Below are 15,672 nucleotides of genomic sequence, written 5' to 3' on the forward strand. Positions count from 1 at the left end.
CGGTTTGGCACTGACGGTTCGCATGCGGGGTGGACGACGGCCATCAGCCGCCGAAGGTGAAGCGCCGCTCCAGGCGCTCGAAGGCCAGGTCGGCGACGATCGCCAGTAGACCCACCAGCAGCGCCCCCTGGATCACGTAGGCGAGGTTGTTGCTGACCAGCCCCGCGATCAGCGGCGTTCCGAGGCTCTTGGCACCGACCGTCGAGCCGATGGTCGCGGTCCCGATGTTGATGATCACCGAGACGCGAACGCCGGCGACGATCACTCGCATCGCCAGCGGCAGTTCGATGCGCCAGAGAATCTGCCAGGCGCTCATGCCGTTGCCCCGCGCCGCCTCGCGGGTCGTCTCGGGGACGGTATCGAGCCCGGTAATGGTGTTCTGGATCACCGGCAGCAGCCCATAGAGCGACAGCGCGATGATCGTGGGGGCGAAGCCGAAGCCGGCGAGCGGCACGGCGATGGCGAGCACGGCGGCGGGCGGAAAGGTCTGCCCGACGGCGGCGAGCGACGACACCATGGGTTCGAACTCGCGCCCCGCGGGGCGGGTGACGAACAGCCCGGCGGCGATACCGATGCCGACCGAAATCAGCGACGACACGACCACCAGGCCGATGTGCGCGAGCATCAGGTTGAGATAGCTGTCGCGGGTGTAAAGCGGGTTGCTGACCGAGGGGAACAGCGCGCGGAAGAGCGGCTCGAGCTGAGCCATGCCGAGCGTCAGCGCGATCAGCAGTCCGCAGAGCGCGATCAGTACGCCGCTGCCGGCACTCGCGGCGCGTAGCCGGTGAAGCGTTCGCGCACCGCTCACGCCGGATCCCCGCCGTCGTTATCGGACAGAGCGCCGTTGCCGGCGGCGCGCGTGGACGAAGCGTTGGCGCCCGGCCCCCGCTCGATGCCCATCACGCCCTGCATACCGACCTCGGCGATGAGTTGGCCGCTCTCGTCGACCACCGGCAGTACCATCACGCGGTACCACACCATGCGCGACAGCGCCTCCTTCATGCTCATCTCCGGCGTCGCGGTCCACTCCGCCTTCACTCGGGTGACGGCGTCCTCGTCGTCGAGCCGGGCGCCGGCCAGTGCGGTGGGGCGGCCGGCGTCATCGATCATCCACCAGTGGCTGCCCGGTTCGGGGAGCGCATCGCGGGGGGCAACGCTCGGCGGGCGCTGATACTGATGGACCCAGCGCCGCGAGAGCAGCTTGAGGCCGAGATCCGCCTGACCGATGAACTCGCGCACGAAGTCGTCGGCGGGCTCGACCATCATCTCCACCGGCCGTTCGTACTGCACCAGCTTGCCGTCGTTGAGCAGGGCGATGCGGGTGGCGAGCGAGAGCGCCTCGTCCATGTCGTGGGTGACGAAGACGATGGTCTTGCCGGTCTGCTGATGCACGCGCCGCATCTCCGTCTGCAGCACTTCGCGGGTGATCGGGTCGACCGCGCCGAAGGGCTCGTCCATCAGCAGGACTTCCGGGTCGGCGGCGAGGGCTCGGGCAACGCCCACGCGCTGCGCCTGGCCGCCGGAGAGCTGGTGCGGGAGCTTGTCGCGAAACGTCGTCGGGTCGAGGTGGAACATCGCCAGCAGCTCGTCGACGCGGTCGTCGATGCGCGATCGGGGCCACTTCAGCAGCTGCGGCACGGTGGCGACGTTGCGCGCCACGCTCCAGTGTGGAAAGAGCCCCGTCGACTGGATCGCATAGCCGATGCGCCGGCGCAGCTGCTCCACGGGCAGCGCGGCAACGTCCTCGCCGCCGAGGGTGATGCGTCCGCCGCTCGCGGGAATCAGGCGGTTGATCATCTTCAGCGTGGTCGACTTGCCGCAGCCCGAGGGGCCGATCAGCACGGCGAATTCGCCGGTCTCGAAGGTCAGCGTGATGTCGTCGACCACGGTCTTGCCGGCGTAGCGCTTGGTGAGGCCCTGTAGTTCGATCATTGCGTCACCCTTGGCCGGCGCGAGTGGGGCGGCTGAGCGCCACCAGTAGCTGTAGCGTGAAGTCGGCGACCACCGCGAGCACGATGGTCGGAATGGCCCCCAGTAGTACCAGATCGATGGCGTACTGGCCGAGTCCCTGAAAGATGAAGGCACCGAGCCCGCCGGCGCCGATGAGGGCGGCGACCACCGTCAAACCGATCGCCTGCACCGTGACGATGCGCAGCCCGGAAAGAATCACCGGCAGTGCCAGCGGTATCTCTACCCGCCAGAGAATCTGGCGCGCCGTCATGCCCATGCCGCGGGCGGCTTCCAGCGTGCCCGGGGCGACGCCGGCGAGCCCGGCGTAGGTGTTGCGCACGATCGGCAGCAGCGAGTAGAGCACCAGTGCGATGAGCGCGGGCGCGGCACCGATGCCGCCGACGCCCACCTCGCGCAGCCACGGCAGTGCCGCGGCGAGCGCTGCCAGCGGCGCGATCAGCAGGCCGAAGACGGCGATCGACGGCAGCGTCTGGAAGACGTTGAGCACGCTGAACAGCACGTTGCGAGCGCCCGGGCGACGCCGCGCGAGCAGCCCCAGCGGCAGGCCGACGACGAGGGCCGGCACCAGCGCGCCGGCAACCAGCGCCAGGTGGCGCGTCAGCTGATCGACGAAGTTGTCCCGCTGATTGGCGAACTCGCGCATGATGGAGAGCGGCGACAGCAGGTCGGTCGCGAAACAGACGCCGACGAGGGTGAGCGCTGTCGCCGCGTAGAGCGCCCGCCAGACGGGGGGCGGACGTAGCCGCTGCAGGGCGTCGATCATGATCAGACCGGCGGCAAACAGCAGCACCCAGAAGGCGCTGCCCTGGGAAACGCGGGCGGCAGGGGAGGCGTCCGCCAAGGCGCGGTGGGCGTAGCCACCGAGGGCGACGAAATCCAGCGCCAGCAGGGCGAGTGCCGCCGCCAGGGCGACGGCGTGGCCCGGACGGCGGGGCATCAGGTGAGCGAACGACGCCAGCGCCAGCAGCGCGAGCAGCCCCGCCAGCGTCACGAGCTGCCAGGGCGCGAATGCGGCCCACGTCGACATCGACTGACCCGACACTAGCCGATTGGGCGCCATGCTGGCGAAGGGCAACAGGCCCACGCCGAGCAGGCAGACGACGACCAGCGTCAGGAGAACCCGGTTGCCGATCAGGGGTGAGCGCCGCTCGGCGCTCGACGATGGCGCGGCGGCGTCAGTCAAGCAGACCCTGCTCGGTCAGGTAGTCGCGGGCGACCTGATCCGCCGGCAGGCCATCGACCTGAATCTTGCCGTTGAGCGCCTGCAGCGTTTCGCGGTCGAGGGACTCGAACACCGGTGCCAGCAGCGCTTCGATCTGCGGGTAGGATTCGAGGGTCGCCTGACGGACTACCGGTGCCGGCGCGTAGACCATCTGCACGCCTTCGGGATCGTCCATCACCTTCAGCCCGGCCGCGGCGATGGCGCCGTCGGTGCCGTAGACCATGGCGGCGTTGGCTCCGCTGGTGCCTTCCGCGGCCGCGCGAATGGTGGCCGCGGTATTGCCACCGGAGAGCACCAGCAGCTGGTCCTGGTCGAGGGTGAAGTCGTAGGCGCGCTGAAAACTCGGCAGGGCGGCGTCGCTCTCGACGAATTCCGCCGAGGCGGCAAGCTTCACTTCGCCGCCGTCGGAGACCCAGCGACCGAAATCGGCCATGGTCGACAGATCGTTATCCTCGGCGAGCGTCTGGCGCAGCGCGATCGCCCAGGTGTTGTTCGCCGGGGCCGGTGTGAGCCACGCCAAATCGTTCTGCTCGGCATCGACGTCGCGAATCTTGTCGAAACCTGTCTCGATGTCCTTCCATGCCGGATCGTCGGTAGTGTCGGTGAAGAAGGCGCCGTTGCCGGTGTACTCCGGGTAGAGATCGATATCTCCGGAAATCAGTGCCTGCCGCACGATGTTGGTCGGGCCGAGTTCGAGACGACTCTCGACCGGTAGATCGGCGTTTTCGAGCACCTCGACGATCATGTTGCCGATCAGCGCGCCTTCGGTGTCGATCTTCGAGGCGACGCGGATGGGGTCGTCCTGGGCGACGGCCTGGCCCATGCCACCTGCCATGGCGAGAGTCGTGGCGAAGAGGCTTGCGGCGAGCGAATGGCGCATGGTGTCCTTCCTTGGCATCAGCGGCGGCCGGGGATACCCGGCGTTCGAGCGGTTCGGGCGGCAGGATGCCGCGTATCGTTCGAGTCTAGTCCGCTCGCTGTCGTCGAGCCAGCCGGTGCCGGCGTCTTTGCCAACTGCTAATCTTGGCGCATCGATCGGTGCCGACGGCCGTGAAGCCGGGGGCCAGGAGTGGCTCGACGAGGTCGCCAGGCGACCTCTCGGGTCGATACGCTGACGTTGTCTAAGGAAGATCATGATGAGCGAAGGAAAGAACGTGCTGAAAGCGGGTGCCGCGATGGCGTTGAGCGCCCTGTTGCTGGCGGGTTGTCACGCCGCGCCGGCGCCGGATGACGCGCCGCCCCCGCCGCCCGATTTCGCCCCGGCACCCCCTGACCCCTGCGGTGCACGTGCGGTAGGCAGCCTGACCGGTCAGAGCCTCGACGACGACACGCGAACCTGGCTCGAGGACCGCTCACGCGCCAGTACCATCCGCATCGTCGAGCCGGGGCACAGCTACACGACGGACCACCTTCCCGAGCGCCTTCAGGTCGTCGTCGACGAGGACGAAACGATCACCTCGATCAGCTGCGGCTGATCGCGCTTTTCACCCCGTGCCCTCGTGCGGCACGCTTATCGGGGGGTCGAACGCGGGCGGCGGATCGTCCAGCAGTGTCGGCGATCGACGTCCGCCTGTCTCGATGTCTGCCCGTGTGACGGTCCGCCTTCTCTTTCTGGTGCGCAAAGAGAGCTTGCGCCCATCGGATAGAACTCGAGCTCATCGGAGAGAACGATGCTACGAATGAATGCCACTGCATCGGGCACGCTGACCTGCTTTCCCTCAGGGCTGCGCCACGACGACGACACCCCCGTCAATGTCGAGGTATCCGCTGCGGTCTTCGACGGTGATCGACTGATTCTCGCCAGCGACAAGCCGATTCCCGGCGAGTCGCGTTCGGCGGCTTTCGCCGTGACGCTCGTCGACGGCGTGCCGGACCCTGAGTCGCTCACCTACCTGACGGCGCCGGCGATCAAGAACGCGATCAAGTACGAGGATTTCGCGCTGACCGTCGACGGCCGTCACATCCTCGCGACGACCGGTTTCGATCGGATCCACGCCGAGACCCACGAGCTCAACGCCTACAACCATCTGCTGATCTGGCCCGTCGGCCGGCCCGAGCAGGTCCGCGTGGTCGACCCTGACCCGCGCGATGGCATCGAGGGCTCGCTAGAGCTTCGCCGCAAGCTCGATGCCGCGATCGACCTGCCGTATTACAAGATCGAGGGGCTGGCGGCGGTACCGGCGACCGATTCGACGCTCGAAAGCGATGGCCTGCTGCTCTTCGGCGTGCGCGAGCAGGGCAAGGCGTTCGACGACTTCGACTATGTCTGCCGCGTCGTCGGCGCGCACTATCGCGTCGCCGATACGGGCAATCTGGTCTTCGTCGATACCCTGCGCGAACGCTACCGTTTCGACCCCGCGAACTTCGCCGGCGTGCGCCATGTCTGCGGGCTCTCCAGTCTCGAGTACGATCCCTACAACGAACGCCTCTATCTGATGGCGAGCTTCGAGGTCGAGGACGAGGGCGTCGAGCGCATCGGCGGGTATCTCTGGTCGCTGTCGCTCGACGATTTCGCCGCCGAGCGAGCGCCCTCGATGGTCGAGAATGCCGCGGGCGGTGTACTGGAGTTCGAGCATAAGGCGGAGGGGTTGGCCGTGCTCGACCATGACCGGCTGTTCGTGGCCTACGACAACGACCGCGATATGTCGCTGGGCTCCTTCGACGAGCGCGATGTTCGCGAGGCGTGCGAAGCGCCCTATACCCTGCTGCAGATCACCGGCGATTGACCGGCCCCGCCGGATGACGGCCGCGACGTCGAAGCGGTCGCCATCCGACGCCTCGGCATCCGCCGGGGCGGGACCGTCGATCGAGGCTCAGCGCGTCGGCGGGGTCTCGGTTCGCGCGGGATGCGCGAGCGGCGAGTCGTCCCGCCAGCGCTGCACCGCGATCTGCTCCTTGAGCAGTTCCAGCAGATCGATGAGCACCTCCTGAGTGACCTTGTCGGTGGTCTCGTCGACCTTGAGCCAGGCATCGATACCGCTGCCCACCATGTCCGACAGCAGCAGGTGGAACTGCGGCGAGCGCAGGCCGTCGACCGCCTCGTGAACCACGCGGCTGGCAATGTCGCTCAGACTCCGTTCCAGCCCTTCGGAGATCGCATCGCCCATCGGCAGGCGCCGCAGGCGACGAAGTTCGGGGTTCTCCTCCAGCGTACGGCCGACCAGGGCGGCGACGTAGCGATGGATCTCCTGATGATTCTCGGCGTAGCTCTTGTCGACGGTGCGCTCGAGTCTCGCCGCCACCTCCTCGACCAGCGCCTCCTTGCGCGGCTGGATTACCTCCTGCGAGATGCGCCGCGACAGATGCTCGCTCTGGCGGACTTCGCTCTGTATGTCGGTCAACAGTTTCAGCGCGACGCGATCCGAGAGCTCTTCCATCATCACGCCGTAGTAGGTGCGGTAGAAGCGGTAGATCGCCCAGCGGTTGATGTCGATGACGCCGAGGCGCTGCAGCCGGATCAGCAGCGAGACCACGCGCAACAGACGCAGCCAGCGGAAGCCCGCCAGCGGAATGCAGCCGAGCACGTCGTACCAGTGCACGAAGGGATAGAAGAACCAGCGGGCGTAGCGCTGCTGGGCCACGGCGATGATCCAGCCGAGCAGCACGTCGAGGGCGAAAACGGCGACGAAGTAGAGATCGATGGTGAAGAAGTTGGCGCGGATGTTGTCGTCGTAGGCGGCGTGCAGGCCGGGCGCCACAGCCTCGAAGGCGCCGTTGAGCGGCGGAATCAGATAGAGGCTGTCGAACAGCAAAAGCGCCAGATTGACGATCACCAGTATCACCACCGACACGTCCCAGGCGACGAGCAGCCGCTCGCTCAGGCGGCTGATGGGGCGCGCCCGGCGCGGGCGTGGGGTTTCACTATTGAGCATCGAACGTCCTTGTTCGCGGAAGGCGAGGGCGCGGTATCACGTCGGAGTACTGCCGGCGGGGTAGGCCTTGAGGTGCGCGGCCATGGCGTCGCGCTCCTCCTCGGCCTCCTGCTTGCGCAGCTTCTTGCGCAGCGCGGCCTTGTCGAAGCGTAGCTGCTGCAAGGGTGTGTTCAACGCAAGCGGCGGCACGTCGACCGGTTTGCCCTCGCCGTCGACGGCCACCATGGTGAGATAGCAGCTGTTGGTGTGACGAATCACCCGTTCCTGAATCGACTCCGCCAGCACCTTGATACCGATCTCCATCGACGAGCGCCCGACGTGATTGACCATCGCCAGAAACGTGACCAGTTCGCCGACCAGAATGGGCTGCTTGAACAGTACCCGGTCGACGGAGAGCGTCACCACGTAGCTGCCGGCGTAGCGGCTGGCACAGGCGTAGGCGACCTCGTCGAGCTTCTTGAGGATCGCCCCGCCATGGACCTTGCCGCTGAAGTTGGCCATGTCGGGGGTCATGAGTACGGTCATCGACAGCTCGTGCTGCCGGGGAATGTCGTCTTGCGCCACGCTCGCCTCGGAATCGGTCGTCGTCGTTGGGCCCGTGGCCCGCTGGGCGCAAGATGTATCACGTTTGGCCGCGACTGCCCATCGCGCCATCGCGGGCGGCCCCGGCGTGGCGCTGGTACAGGATTAGAAGAGGGTCAGACCCAGACCGATCACCGCGCCGGTCACCACCAGCTGGATCAGGCAGAAGCCCATGATGTCCTTGGCGTTGAGCCCGGCGATGGCGAGCACCGGCAGCGCCCAGAAGGGCTGCAGCAGGTTGGTCCAGGCATCGCCCCAGGCGACCCCCATCGCCACGCGGGCGACGTCGGCCCCGAGCGCCTCGGCGGCGGGCAGCATCACTGGCGCCTGTACGGCCCACTGCCCGCCGCCGGAGGGAACGAACAGATTGACCACCCCGGCGCTGATGAACGACCAGAACGGCAGACTCTCGGCGCTGGCGATGGCGACGAACATCTCGGAGAGCGACTCGGCGAGCCCCGAGCCCATCATGATTCCCATGATGCCGGCGTAGAACGGGAACTGGATGACGATCCCCGCGCCACCCTTGATCGCCTCGTTGAGGCTCGCCAGCAGACTTCTCGGCGTGCGGTGCAGCACGATCGCCAGCATCAGGAACAGGAAGTTGACGCTATTGAGGTTGAGCCCGCCGTCGCCGAAGCCGAACGTGTAGACGAGATAGGCGAGCCCCGGCACACCCACTAGCCAGGAGAGCAGCGTGGAGGTTTCGAGACGATCCGCCGGGCGCTCGATGGTCACCCGGTCGTCGGCGCTAGGCTCGGCCAGCCGTGACGCGCTGACGTAGACGCTGTCCCGCGGCGAGGGGAGCATCCAGCGGTTGACCAGCGGCATGATGACGAAGAGTGCGGCGACGATGAGCAGGTTGAAGCCGGCGAAGATCGTCTGCGAGGTGGAAACGAGGCCGATCTCGGCCTCGCTGAAGTGACCCGGTGTGGCGATGGTCAGCGGAATCGAGCCGGCGAGACCGCCGTGCCAGACCACGAACCCCGAGTAGGCGCTGGCGATCAGCAGCCGATAGTCGACCCGGATGCGCCGCGCCAGCGCCTTGGCGAAGAGCGCGCCGATCACCAGCCCGAAGCCCCAGTTGATCCAGCTCGCTGCCAGCGACACCAGCGTCACCAGCACGATGGCGCTTCCCGGCGAACGAGCGAGACTCGCCAGGCGGTCGAGCAGGCGTTTCATCGGCGGCGAGCTTGCGAGCATGAAGCCGGTGACCAGCACCAGCAGCATCTGCATCGAGAACGACAGCAGCCCCCAGAAGCCGTCGCCCCAGTCGCGCATCACCGCCAGCGGCGTCTGACGCTCGAAGAGCATCGCGGCAAGGGCGGCGACGAGCGTGAGCAGCAGCACGAAGATGTAGGGATCGGGCAGATAGCGCTCGACCATGCGAACGGCGGGACGCGATAGACGCTGGAGCATGGAGACGGGCTCTCGGTGGATGTCGGCCGAGCGTAGCGCCTGGGCGCCGACGGCGTCAGTCAACCTTGGTCGAGTCGGGCCGCGCCTCGGCGAGGGCTCGCGTCCGTCTCAGGCGGCCGCGAGCGCCCCCTCAGGTCGTGGGCGTGGCCGTCCAGCGGGTGCGCCGATAGTGAAAATAGCAGGCGCCGAGCGACGCCGAACGCACCGCAGTGAAGAGCAGAAACGACAGCCACAGGCCGTGGTTGCCGAACCCCTGCGTCAGCCACCACGTCGGCAGATAGCAGGCGATCGCCAGCCACACGGTGTCGCGCATCGCCCGGCTCTCGGTGGCACCGATGAACACTCCGTCGAGCAGATAGCTCCACACCGCGATCGCCGGCATCGCGACCATCCACGGCAGATAGTCGGCGGCGGCGGCGCGGACCTCCGGCAGGTCGGTGAGAAGCGCTACCAGCGCATCGCCGCCGACAGCGAAGATCAGCATCGCCGCGCCGGCCACCGCCACCGAAAGCTTGGCCGCCGCGCGGACAGCATCGCCGAAGTCATCCCAGGCGCGCTTGCCCACCGAGCGCCCGGTAAGCGCCTCGGCGGCGTTGGCGAAGCCGTCGAGCGCGAAGGAGGTGAGCATGATGAACTGCAACAGCACCGCGTTGGCAGCGAGTACCGTGTCGCCGAAGTTGGCCGCCTGGGCGGTGAAGAACGCCTGCGCGAACAGCAGCCCCAGCGTGCGCACGAACAGATGCTGGTTGACGCGGATCAGCTCCGCGTAGCGCGACAACGAGCGCAGCGCTTCGCGTGACAGCGACCCGCCGAGAGTGCGCCAGTGCACCGCCACCCGCCACAGCCCGAAGGCGAGCGCGCTGTAGTCGGCGATCAGCGAGGCCCACGCCACGCCGTCGCTGGCGAAGCCGAAGCCGACCACGAAGATCAGATCGAGCAGGATGTTGACGCCGTTGGTGAGCAGCAGGATCGCCAGCGTGATACGGGTACGCTGCTGGCCGATGAACCAGCCGAGAATGGCGTAGTTGGCGAGCACCGCCGGTGCCGAAAAGATCCGGATGTGGGCGTAATCGCTTGCCAGCGCGGTCGCCACCGCACTGCCGTCGAGCAGCCACAACCCCAGCGAGATCAAGGGCTCGGCCAGCAGAATCAGTGCCACGCCGATCGCCCCTGCCATCACCAGCGACTGCGCCAGCAGCAGACGAACGTCGCTGTCGCTCTCGCGGCCCACCGCCTGAGAGGTGAGCCCGGTGGTGCCCATGCGCAGAAAGCCGAAGCCCCAGTAGAGAAAGCTGAATAGCGTCGCCCCGAGGGTGACCGCGGCGAGATAGCGCGAGTCCGGCAGATGGCCCACCACCGCGGTGTCGACCAGCCCGAGCAGCGGCACGCTGAGATTGGAGAGGATGATCGGCCAGGCCAGTTTCCCGATGTGGGACGGGGTGTAACGGCGGGGCTCGGTGTCGCTGGCGGTCGGGCGATCCACGATAGTCCTTGTCGCGTCGATGAAAGATGAGTCGGCGGGCGGCTCGCAGCCGGCCTGACCGCAAGCGACGGGCCAGAAAGCCGAAGCGCGTGCCCGTGCGGTCCACAGGATACGCCGTCGATGCACGTCGATCGATGCGCGCCTTCACGGTGCCCCCAGGGGAAAGAGCGGGCGGTAAACGTGGCGATGCCGGCGAGTGCGACAGGCGCAGCGACCCTGAAAGGATACGTGGCCGGGAAAGTTGCGCCCACGACCGGCTGCTCTACAGTAGGGAAACCGCCGCTACCGGTAGGCCTCATGGTCGACACCGTTTGCGACGAGAGATAACAAGATCTTATCGCTTTCGAGGGAATACTCATGACGATAACAACCGCGTTCATCGGTCGCGCGTCGCGCCGATCGTTTGCCGCCGCCGCGCTGATACTCCCCGCCTCCAGCGTTTTCGCCTACACCGCCGTCACCGACATCGACTATCAGGATGCCGGCATCGTGCCGCCCGCAACGCCGCATTCGCTCTACGAGAGCCGCGACGGCGACGTGCGTCTCAACGGGGGGCTGTCGCTCTACGGCTTCGCCGCCGCCACCGACGACGTCAACTTCGGCTCGAGCTCGAGCATCGATGCCGGCGCCCCGACCGGCGAAAGCCCGGACTGGCTGGAGGCGGTGGTGCAGCCCGGCTTCACGGCCGAGTGGGACGTCGATGACGCCGGCACCTGGTTCACCGGCGTGCAGGGCAGCTACGCGGCGACGCGGGGCAGCCGCTACGGCGACGCCGCCGGCGCCACGCCCAATCATCCGGAGCACGGCCGGCTCGACCGCGCCTACCTCGGCTGGCGCAGCGGCAACCTGTGGGCGGACACGCTCGGTGAAGACGCGATCACGCTCTCCGGTGGGCGCCAGAAGTTCCAGTTCGGCGAGGGTTTTCTGGTCGGCGATGGCTTCACCGATACCGGCAAGTACGCGGGCTACTACATCGGTCCCAGCGAGGGCTTCGAGAATACCGCCGTGGCATCGATCGACAGCCAGGGCTGGCACGGGGACCTCTTCCATCTGGAGGCGGATCAGTACGTGCGCGGCGGGCCGGATACCGAGACGAAAGCCAACGGCATCAACGTCGACTACACCTTCGGGGAGCGGGCCAAGGTGGGGGCGGCCTATCTGCGCGTCTACGACAGCGACACCGCCACCCGCGACGGCATGGACGTCTATAACCTGCGCGCCAAGGGCAAGCCGTTCGCCGCCGTACCCAATCTGTCGCTGGGCGGACAGCTCGTGCACGAGAAGAACGACGACGAGGGCATCGACGACAGCGGCTGGTACGTCCAGGCGACCTACGATTTCGTCGATCTGCCGTGGACGCCTCAGCTCGCCTATCGTCACGCCGAATTCGAGGAGAATTACGATACCCTCTTCTACGACTTCGCCGGCGGCTGGGGTAACTGGTTCATGGGGGAGATCGTCGGCGAGTACATGCTTTTCAACAGCAATCTCGATATCGACATGGTGCGGTTTTCCGTCTCCCCGCGGGACGATCTCGAAGCCGGCGTGATCGGCTATCACTTCCGCTATCACGATCGCGAGGCGGCCGGCGTGAGCGACAGCGACTTCGCCAACGAGATCAACCTCTACGCCGACTGGTCGGTCACCGAGCGGCTGTCGCTGTCGGCGATCTACGCCTTCGCCTCGCCGGAAACCGGCGCCGAGGAGCGTTTCGGCGGCAACGACGACGATGCCCAGCTCATCGAGCTCTACGCCACCTACACCTTCTGACCGCGACGCGCGGTCCTCGAAAACGCCATCGCCGCCCCGATCGACGGATCGGGGCGGCGATGGCGTCTTGCTGTCGGGCGCTAGCCGCTTCGACGACCGTCAGTGCGGTGTCTCGCGAGCCTGCAGCCGTTTGAGGCGCTTGAGCAGTCGGGCGTTGCGTACCACCTGGAGGATGATGAACAGCGCGAGCGTGCCCATCGTGACCAGCAGCGTCGTGGGCGGAATCGGCGTGCCCATCAGCGTGGTGGCGATGACGACGAACCCTACCCCGACACCCACGACGAGGATCGACCACGCGTTGCGGCGATACTGCTTGAGCAAGCGGGCCTGGCTCGCGTTGTCGTGACGATCGTTTGTCATGCGCTTCTCTCGGATGGGGACGTCTCGCGGGCCGGCGCGCGTTGCATGGCGACACGGCGCCGACTGTCGCTTGGACGGAAAAGATCACCGCTCAGGCGGCGGTGATGATCTCGTACTTCTCCATCAGCTGCTCCTTGCTCTCCTCGTGTTCGGGGTCGAGCGGGATACAGTCCACGGGGCAGACCTGCTGGCACTGGGGCTCGTCGAAGTGGCCGACGCACTCGGTGCAGTGTGCCGGGTCGATGACGTAGATCTCCTCGCCCGGGGAGATGGCGTCATTGGGGCACTCCGGCTCGCAGACGTCGCAGTTGATGCATTCGTCGGTGATCATCAGGGCCATGTCGAACTCCTCGCGGCGATCAGCCGCCGTCTGCCGAGAATCGCCGACGCAGCGCGTCGACCACGCAGGGCGATACGTGTTGGGAAACGTCTCCTCCCAGCCGCGAGATCTCGCGGATCAGGGTCGAGGAGACGTAGGCGTTTTCGACCGCCGGCGTCAGGAACAGCGTCTCGACGTCGGGGGCCTGGGCGCGATTCATGTTGGCCAGCTGCAGCTCGTACTCGAAATCAGAGACGCCGCGCACCCCGCGCAGCAGGACTCGGGCGTCGAGGCGGGCGAGCAACTCGGTGAGCAGGCCGTCGAAACCGATCACTTCCACGTTGTCGCAGTCGCCGAGCACTTCGCGGGCGAGCGACGTGCGTACCTCGAGGTCGAGCGCCGGGGTCTTGCGCGGGCTCTCGGCCACCGCCACCACGACCCGTTCGAACAGGCGCGCGGCTCTGACGATCAGATCGCGGTGGCCATTGGTGATCGGATCGAAGGTGCCGGGGTAGACCACGGTGTGCATGCCATTCACCTCGTCATTGTCGCCGTCGCTTGCGAGTCTGTCCGGTCGGACATCGTGTCGACCGGGTGCCGTGCCGATCGAGCCTGACGTCAATCGAGCGTGCCGAAAGGGTTGTCCGCTTTCAGCGAGACGGGCCGGCCATAGCCGGGAATCGACACGGCGTCTGCACTGACCTCGAGTTCCGGACCGTCGAGTACGCCTTCGCCGAAGCGGTAGATCACGTCGAAGCGCCCGGCGTCGGCGGCGGTTTCGTGCGCGGCGGCGGCGGCCAGCGTCTGCTCGCGGCGCCGGCGCCAGTCGTCGACGGCGCGCTGGCCGTGGCGCTTGACCAGCAGCCGCTCGGTGACGGCAGGCGAAAGCACCAGGCCGGTGGCGTTGTTGCCGCCGAAGCCCTTGGCGTTGACGAAGCTGGCGTCGGCCTCGAAGGCGAGCGGATCCTGGAAGAAGCGTAGTCGCTCGGCGTGGACGTCGTCGGCGACCGCATCGAGTGTCGGGATGCCGGGGATCCAGCCGTGGGCGAAGGTGCCCAGGGCGCTTGCCATCTGGTCACCGGCGGCGCTGCCCTGTGAGTGACCGATGAAGGCCTTGATCGCCGCGACCGGCCAGTTCTCGATGCCGTTGGCGCGCGCCACCTGATCGAAGATGTGCGACTCGGTGGTGCGATTCTTCGGCGTGCTGGTGCCGTGGGCGTGCAGATAGCTGCGCTGGCGCACGCTCTCGTCGCCGAGAATCGAGCGCGCCAGCGCGACCGACTTGCCGAGGGTGATGTAGTTGCCGATACCGGGGGCGGAGATCGAGCGCTTCCAGCCGTCGGCGTTGACGTGCACCTCGGGCACCGAGCCGAGAATCTGCGCGCCGGTCTCCAGCGCCAGCGAATCGTCCATCAACAGCACGAACTGCGAGGCCTCGGCGATGGTGAAGCCGCAGTTGCGGGCGAACGGACGACAGGCGCGCTGATAGTCGGCGTCGGTCAGAAGTTCGAGAGCGTCCAGCGCCATCAGGCTCTGATCGTCGGCCAGCGCGCTCATGGCACGAAAACCCTCGATGATCTCCGGGGTCACCGGGGCGTCGCTGGTACCCACCATCACCGCGCGGCGGCGGCCGTGGCGAATGTCCTCGACGCCCAGACGCAGGTTGTAGAGGAAAGTGGCGCAGGCGCCCTGGATCGCCCCGGTGGCGCCGACGCTGCCGAGGACGTAGGCGTTGAGAAAATCCGCCGGCATCTGGCCGTAGCCCAGCGGCATCTGCTTGGAGGTGACGCGGCTGCCGGTGACGTAGCTCTTGAGCATCCCGCCCCAGCCGGCATCGTCGAGCTGGCCGATGGAGTTGCCGGCGTAGACGGCGATGGCGTCCGGATCGAGACGATCGCGAAGCGCGGTCCAGTCGAGACCGCTCTGGCCGAGGCAGTCGCTGGCGCCGAAGATCGCCATCGACAGCCCGCGCGGATGGTGAACGCTGCGGTAGAACGACTCCGGCGAAAAGCCGTGGGGCAGCTGACCGGCGGCGCGGACCGAGGCCTGGCGGCGCTCCGGCAGCAGCGCTTCCAGCGTGCCGGTGGGGACGCTCACCTCGACCGTCTTGGCGTCGATCTCGCGGGTTTCCCAGCCGGCGGGCAGCGGTTGCGGCAGCTGGCGGCGCGAGGTGGTGAAGGTGAACGGTTCGCTGACGTTCATGGTCACCGGCCGATTGCCCGGGATGCCCGCCCCGGCGAAGGCGTCGTCCTCGATCCGCCGAATCAGCGTGTGCTCGAGCACCGGCTGCCGGAAGCGATCCGCGGCCGCGGCCGTGTCGAGCACCTCGCCGTCGGCGGTCTCCCAGCGGCCGTCGTCGCGCTGGGTGACCAGGCGCATCAGGGCCGCCAGCGCGGTCAGGGTCTGGATCTGGGTCGTCTGCGGCAGGGCGTCGAGAATCGTGCGGCGGTAGGCCTGGTGCCCTGAGGTCCGGCCCGCAGCGTTGATGCCGCCCATTCCGACGATCACCGGTAAATGTGACAAGCCATGTCCCTCGTAAGCGTTGGGGCAATCGGTTTCGATGGGGGAGGGTGCGGCGCGCTCCCGCGGGAGTCAGATCCCGCGGGGCGGGGCGAATGTCGAGGGGCCGTCAGGCGAAAAAGCGGTGAAAAGCGTTCGCTCGACAAGCCAATGA

15 protein-coding genes are annotated in these 15,672 nt (G+C 67.3%); 3 read left to right on the forward strand and 12 right to left on the reverse strand.

The genetic code is table 11. From position 1 onward, the window contains the following. Nucleotides 1–43: 43 nt before the first annotated feature. From DOM33_RS15100 to osmF, 4 genes are read right to left on the reverse strand one after another with little or no spacing between them, the layout of a single operon-like run. Nucleotides 44–808 (reverse strand): ABC transporter permease, encoded by a 765-nt coding sequence (locus DOM33_RS15100; protein WP_338053863.1) that lies wholly within the window; start codon nt 806–808, stop codon nt 44–46. After that, entirely contained in the window at nt 805–1,932 is a 1,128-nt protein-coding gene (locus tag DOM33_RS15105) for an ABC transporter ATP-binding protein (RefSeq protein WP_110670482.1), read from the reverse strand. The genes DOM33_RS15100 and DOM33_RS15105 overlap by 4 nt, the downstream gene beginning before the upstream one ends. Nucleotides 1,933–1,936: 4 nt before the next feature. Continuing rightward, a complete protein-coding gene (locus DOM33_RS15110) occupies nt 1,937–3,154 on the reverse strand; it encodes an ABC transporter permease (protein WP_239495386.1) in 1,218 nt (405 codons plus the stop codon). Then, on the reverse strand, nt 3,147–4,073 hold the full coding sequence (osmF, locus tag DOM33_RS15115) for a glycine betaine ABC transporter substrate-binding protein OsmF (RefSeq protein ID WP_110670484.1): 927 nt from the start codon (nt 4,071–4,073) through the stop codon (nt 3,147–3,149). Before osmF ends, DOM33_RS15110 begins: the two co-directional genes overlap by 8 nt. Before the next feature lie 256 nt (nt 4,074–4,329). Between osmF and DOM33_RS15125 the strand changes: the two genes are divergently transcribed. Both DOM33_RS15125 and DOM33_RS15130 read left to right on the forward strand, forming a co-directional pair. Beyond that, on the forward strand, nt 4,330–4,668 hold the full coding sequence (locus DOM33_RS15125; RefSeq protein ID WP_162617994.1) for an I78 family peptidase inhibitor: 339 nt from the start codon (nt 4,330–4,332) through the stop codon (nt 4,666–4,668). A 195-nt stretch (nt 4,669–4,863) separates the two neighbouring features. Continuing rightward, nucleotides 4,864–5,919 carry a hypothetical protein gene (locus DOM33_RS15130; protein ID WP_110670490.1) on the forward strand — a complete coding sequence of 352 codons (1,056 nt, stop codon included), beginning with the start codon at nt 4,864–4,866 and terminating at the stop codon, nt 5,917–5,919. A gap of 87 nt (nt 5,920–6,006) precedes the next feature. Here DOM33_RS15130 and DOM33_RS15135 read toward each other — a convergent pair whose 3' ends face one another. The 4 genes from DOM33_RS15135 to DOM33_RS15150 all read right to left on the reverse strand — a co-directional run bounded on the left by DOM33_RS15135 (nt 6,007) and on the right by DOM33_RS15150 (nt 10,549). Continuing rightward, nucleotides 6,007–7,065 carry a DUF445 domain-containing protein gene (locus tag DOM33_RS15135; protein WP_204352714.1) on the reverse strand — a complete coding sequence of 353 codons (1,059 nt, stop codon included), beginning with the start codon at nt 7,063–7,065 and terminating at the stop codon, nt 6,007–6,009. Between the two features lie 36 nt (nt 7,066–7,101). Continuing rightward, nucleotides 7,102–7,590, reverse strand: coding sequence for an acyl-CoA thioesterase (locus DOM33_RS15140; protein WP_239495387.1), 489 nt, complete (start codon nt 7,588–7,590; stop codon nt 7,102–7,104). Between the two features lie 162 nt (nt 7,591–7,752). After that, a complete protein-coding gene (locus tag DOM33_RS15145) occupies nt 7,753–9,066 on the reverse strand; it encodes a short-chain fatty acid transporter (protein WP_110670623.1) in 1,314 nt (437 codons plus the stop codon). Nucleotides 9,067–9,196: 130 nt separating this feature from the next. Further along, nucleotides 9,197–10,549, reverse strand: a complete 1,353-nt coding sequence (locus DOM33_RS15150; protein ID WP_420820195.1) for an MATE family efflux transporter — start codon at nt 10,547–10,549, stop codon at nt 9,197–9,199. Nucleotides 10,550–10,906: 357 nt separating this feature from the next. On the opposite strand from DOM33_RS15150, the gene DOM33_RS15155 reads away from it, so the two are divergent. Beyond that, the gene (locus DOM33_RS15155; RefSeq protein WP_110670494.1) at nt 10,907–12,319 is read left to right on the forward strand and encodes an alginate export family protein; all 1,413 of its coding nucleotides are present in this window, start codon (nt 10,907–10,909) and stop codon (nt 12,317–12,319) included. Nucleotides 12,320–12,418: 99 nt separating this feature from the next. On the opposite strand, the gene DOM33_RS15160 is transcribed toward DOM33_RS15155, so the two are convergent. The 4 genes from DOM33_RS15160 to DOM33_RS15175 form a co-directional block, all read right to left on the reverse strand. Beyond that, nucleotides 12,419–12,679 (reverse strand): heme exporter protein CcmD, encoded by a 261-nt coding sequence (locus DOM33_RS15160; protein WP_110670497.1) that lies wholly within the window; start codon nt 12,677–12,679, stop codon nt 12,419–12,421. 91 nt (nt 12,680–12,770) lie between these two features. Then, nucleotides 12,771–13,019 carry a YfhL family 4Fe-4S dicluster ferredoxin gene (locus DOM33_RS15165; protein WP_110670498.1) on the reverse strand — a complete coding sequence of 83 codons (249 nt, stop codon included), beginning with the start codon at nt 13,017–13,019 and terminating at the stop codon, nt 12,771–12,773. A gap of 19 nt (nt 13,020–13,038) precedes the next feature. Then, on the reverse strand, nt 13,039–13,527 hold the full coding sequence (gene coaD, locus DOM33_RS15170; RefSeq protein ID WP_110670500.1) for a pantetheine-phosphate adenylyltransferase: 489 nt from the start codon (nt 13,525–13,527) through the stop codon (nt 13,039–13,041). A gap of 89 nt (nt 13,528–13,616) precedes the next feature. Then, nucleotides 13,617–15,494 (reverse strand): beta-ketoacyl synthase, encoded by a 1,878-nt coding sequence (locus DOM33_RS15175; RefSeq protein WP_110670502.1) that lies wholly within the window; start codon nt 15,492–15,494, stop codon nt 13,617–13,619. Between the last annotated feature and the right edge of the window lie 178 nt (nt 15,495–15,672).

It is taken from the genome of Salinicola halophilus (genome assembly GCF_003206155.1).
In the GTDB taxonomy this organism is placed as follows: Bacteria; Pseudomonadota; Gammaproteobacteria; order Pseudomonadales; family Halomonadaceae; genus Salinicola; species Salinicola halophilus.

Bases quoted from the DNA above. Each gene is read 5' to 3' on its own strand.
- DOM33_RS15125 (WP_162617994.1), top strand. From the start codon at position 4,330: ATGAGCGAAGGAAAGAACGTGCTGAAAGCGGGTGCCGCGATGGCGTTG.
- DOM33_RS15175 (WP_110670502.1), bottom strand. From the start codon at position 15,494: ATGGGCGGCATCAACGCTGCGGGCCGGACCTCAGGGCACCAGGCCTAC.
- osmF (WP_110670484.1), bottom strand. From the start codon at position 4,073: ATGCGCCATTCGCTCGCCGCAAGCCTCTTCGCCACGACTCTCGCCATG.
- coaD (WP_110670500.1), bottom strand. From the start codon at position 13,527: ATGCACACCGTGGTCTACCCCGGCACCTTCGATCCGATCACCAATGGC.
- DOM33_RS15105 (WP_110670482.1), bottom strand. From the start codon at position 1,932: ATGATCGAACTACAGGGCCTCACCAAGCGCTACGCCGGCAAGACCGTG.
- DOM33_RS15145 (WP_110670623.1), bottom strand. From the start codon at position 9,066: ATGCTCCAGCGTCTATCGCGTCCCGCCGTTCGCATGGTCGAGCGCTAT.
- DOM33_RS15155 (WP_110670494.1), top strand. From the start codon at position 10,907: ATGACGATAACAACCGCGTTCATCGGTCGCGCGTCGCGCCGATCGTTT.
- DOM33_RS15130 (WP_110670490.1), top strand. From the start codon at position 4,864: ATGCTACGAATGAATGCCACTGCATCGGGCACGCTGACCTGCTTTCCC.
- DOM33_RS15140 (WP_239495387.1), bottom strand. From the start codon at position 7,590: ATGACCGTACTCATGACCCCCGACATGGCCAACTTCAGCGGCAAGGTC.
- DOM33_RS15165 (WP_110670498.1), bottom strand. From the start codon at position 13,019: ATGGCCCTGATGATCACCGACGAATGCATCAACTGCGACGTCTGCGAG.
- DOM33_RS15160 (WP_110670497.1), bottom strand. From the start codon at position 12,679: ATGACAAACGATCGTCACGACAACGCGAGCCAGGCCCGCTTGCTCAAG.
- DOM33_RS15135 (WP_204352714.1), bottom strand. From the start codon at position 7,065: ATGCTCAATAGTGAAACCCCACGCCCGCGCCGGGCGCGCCCCATCAGC.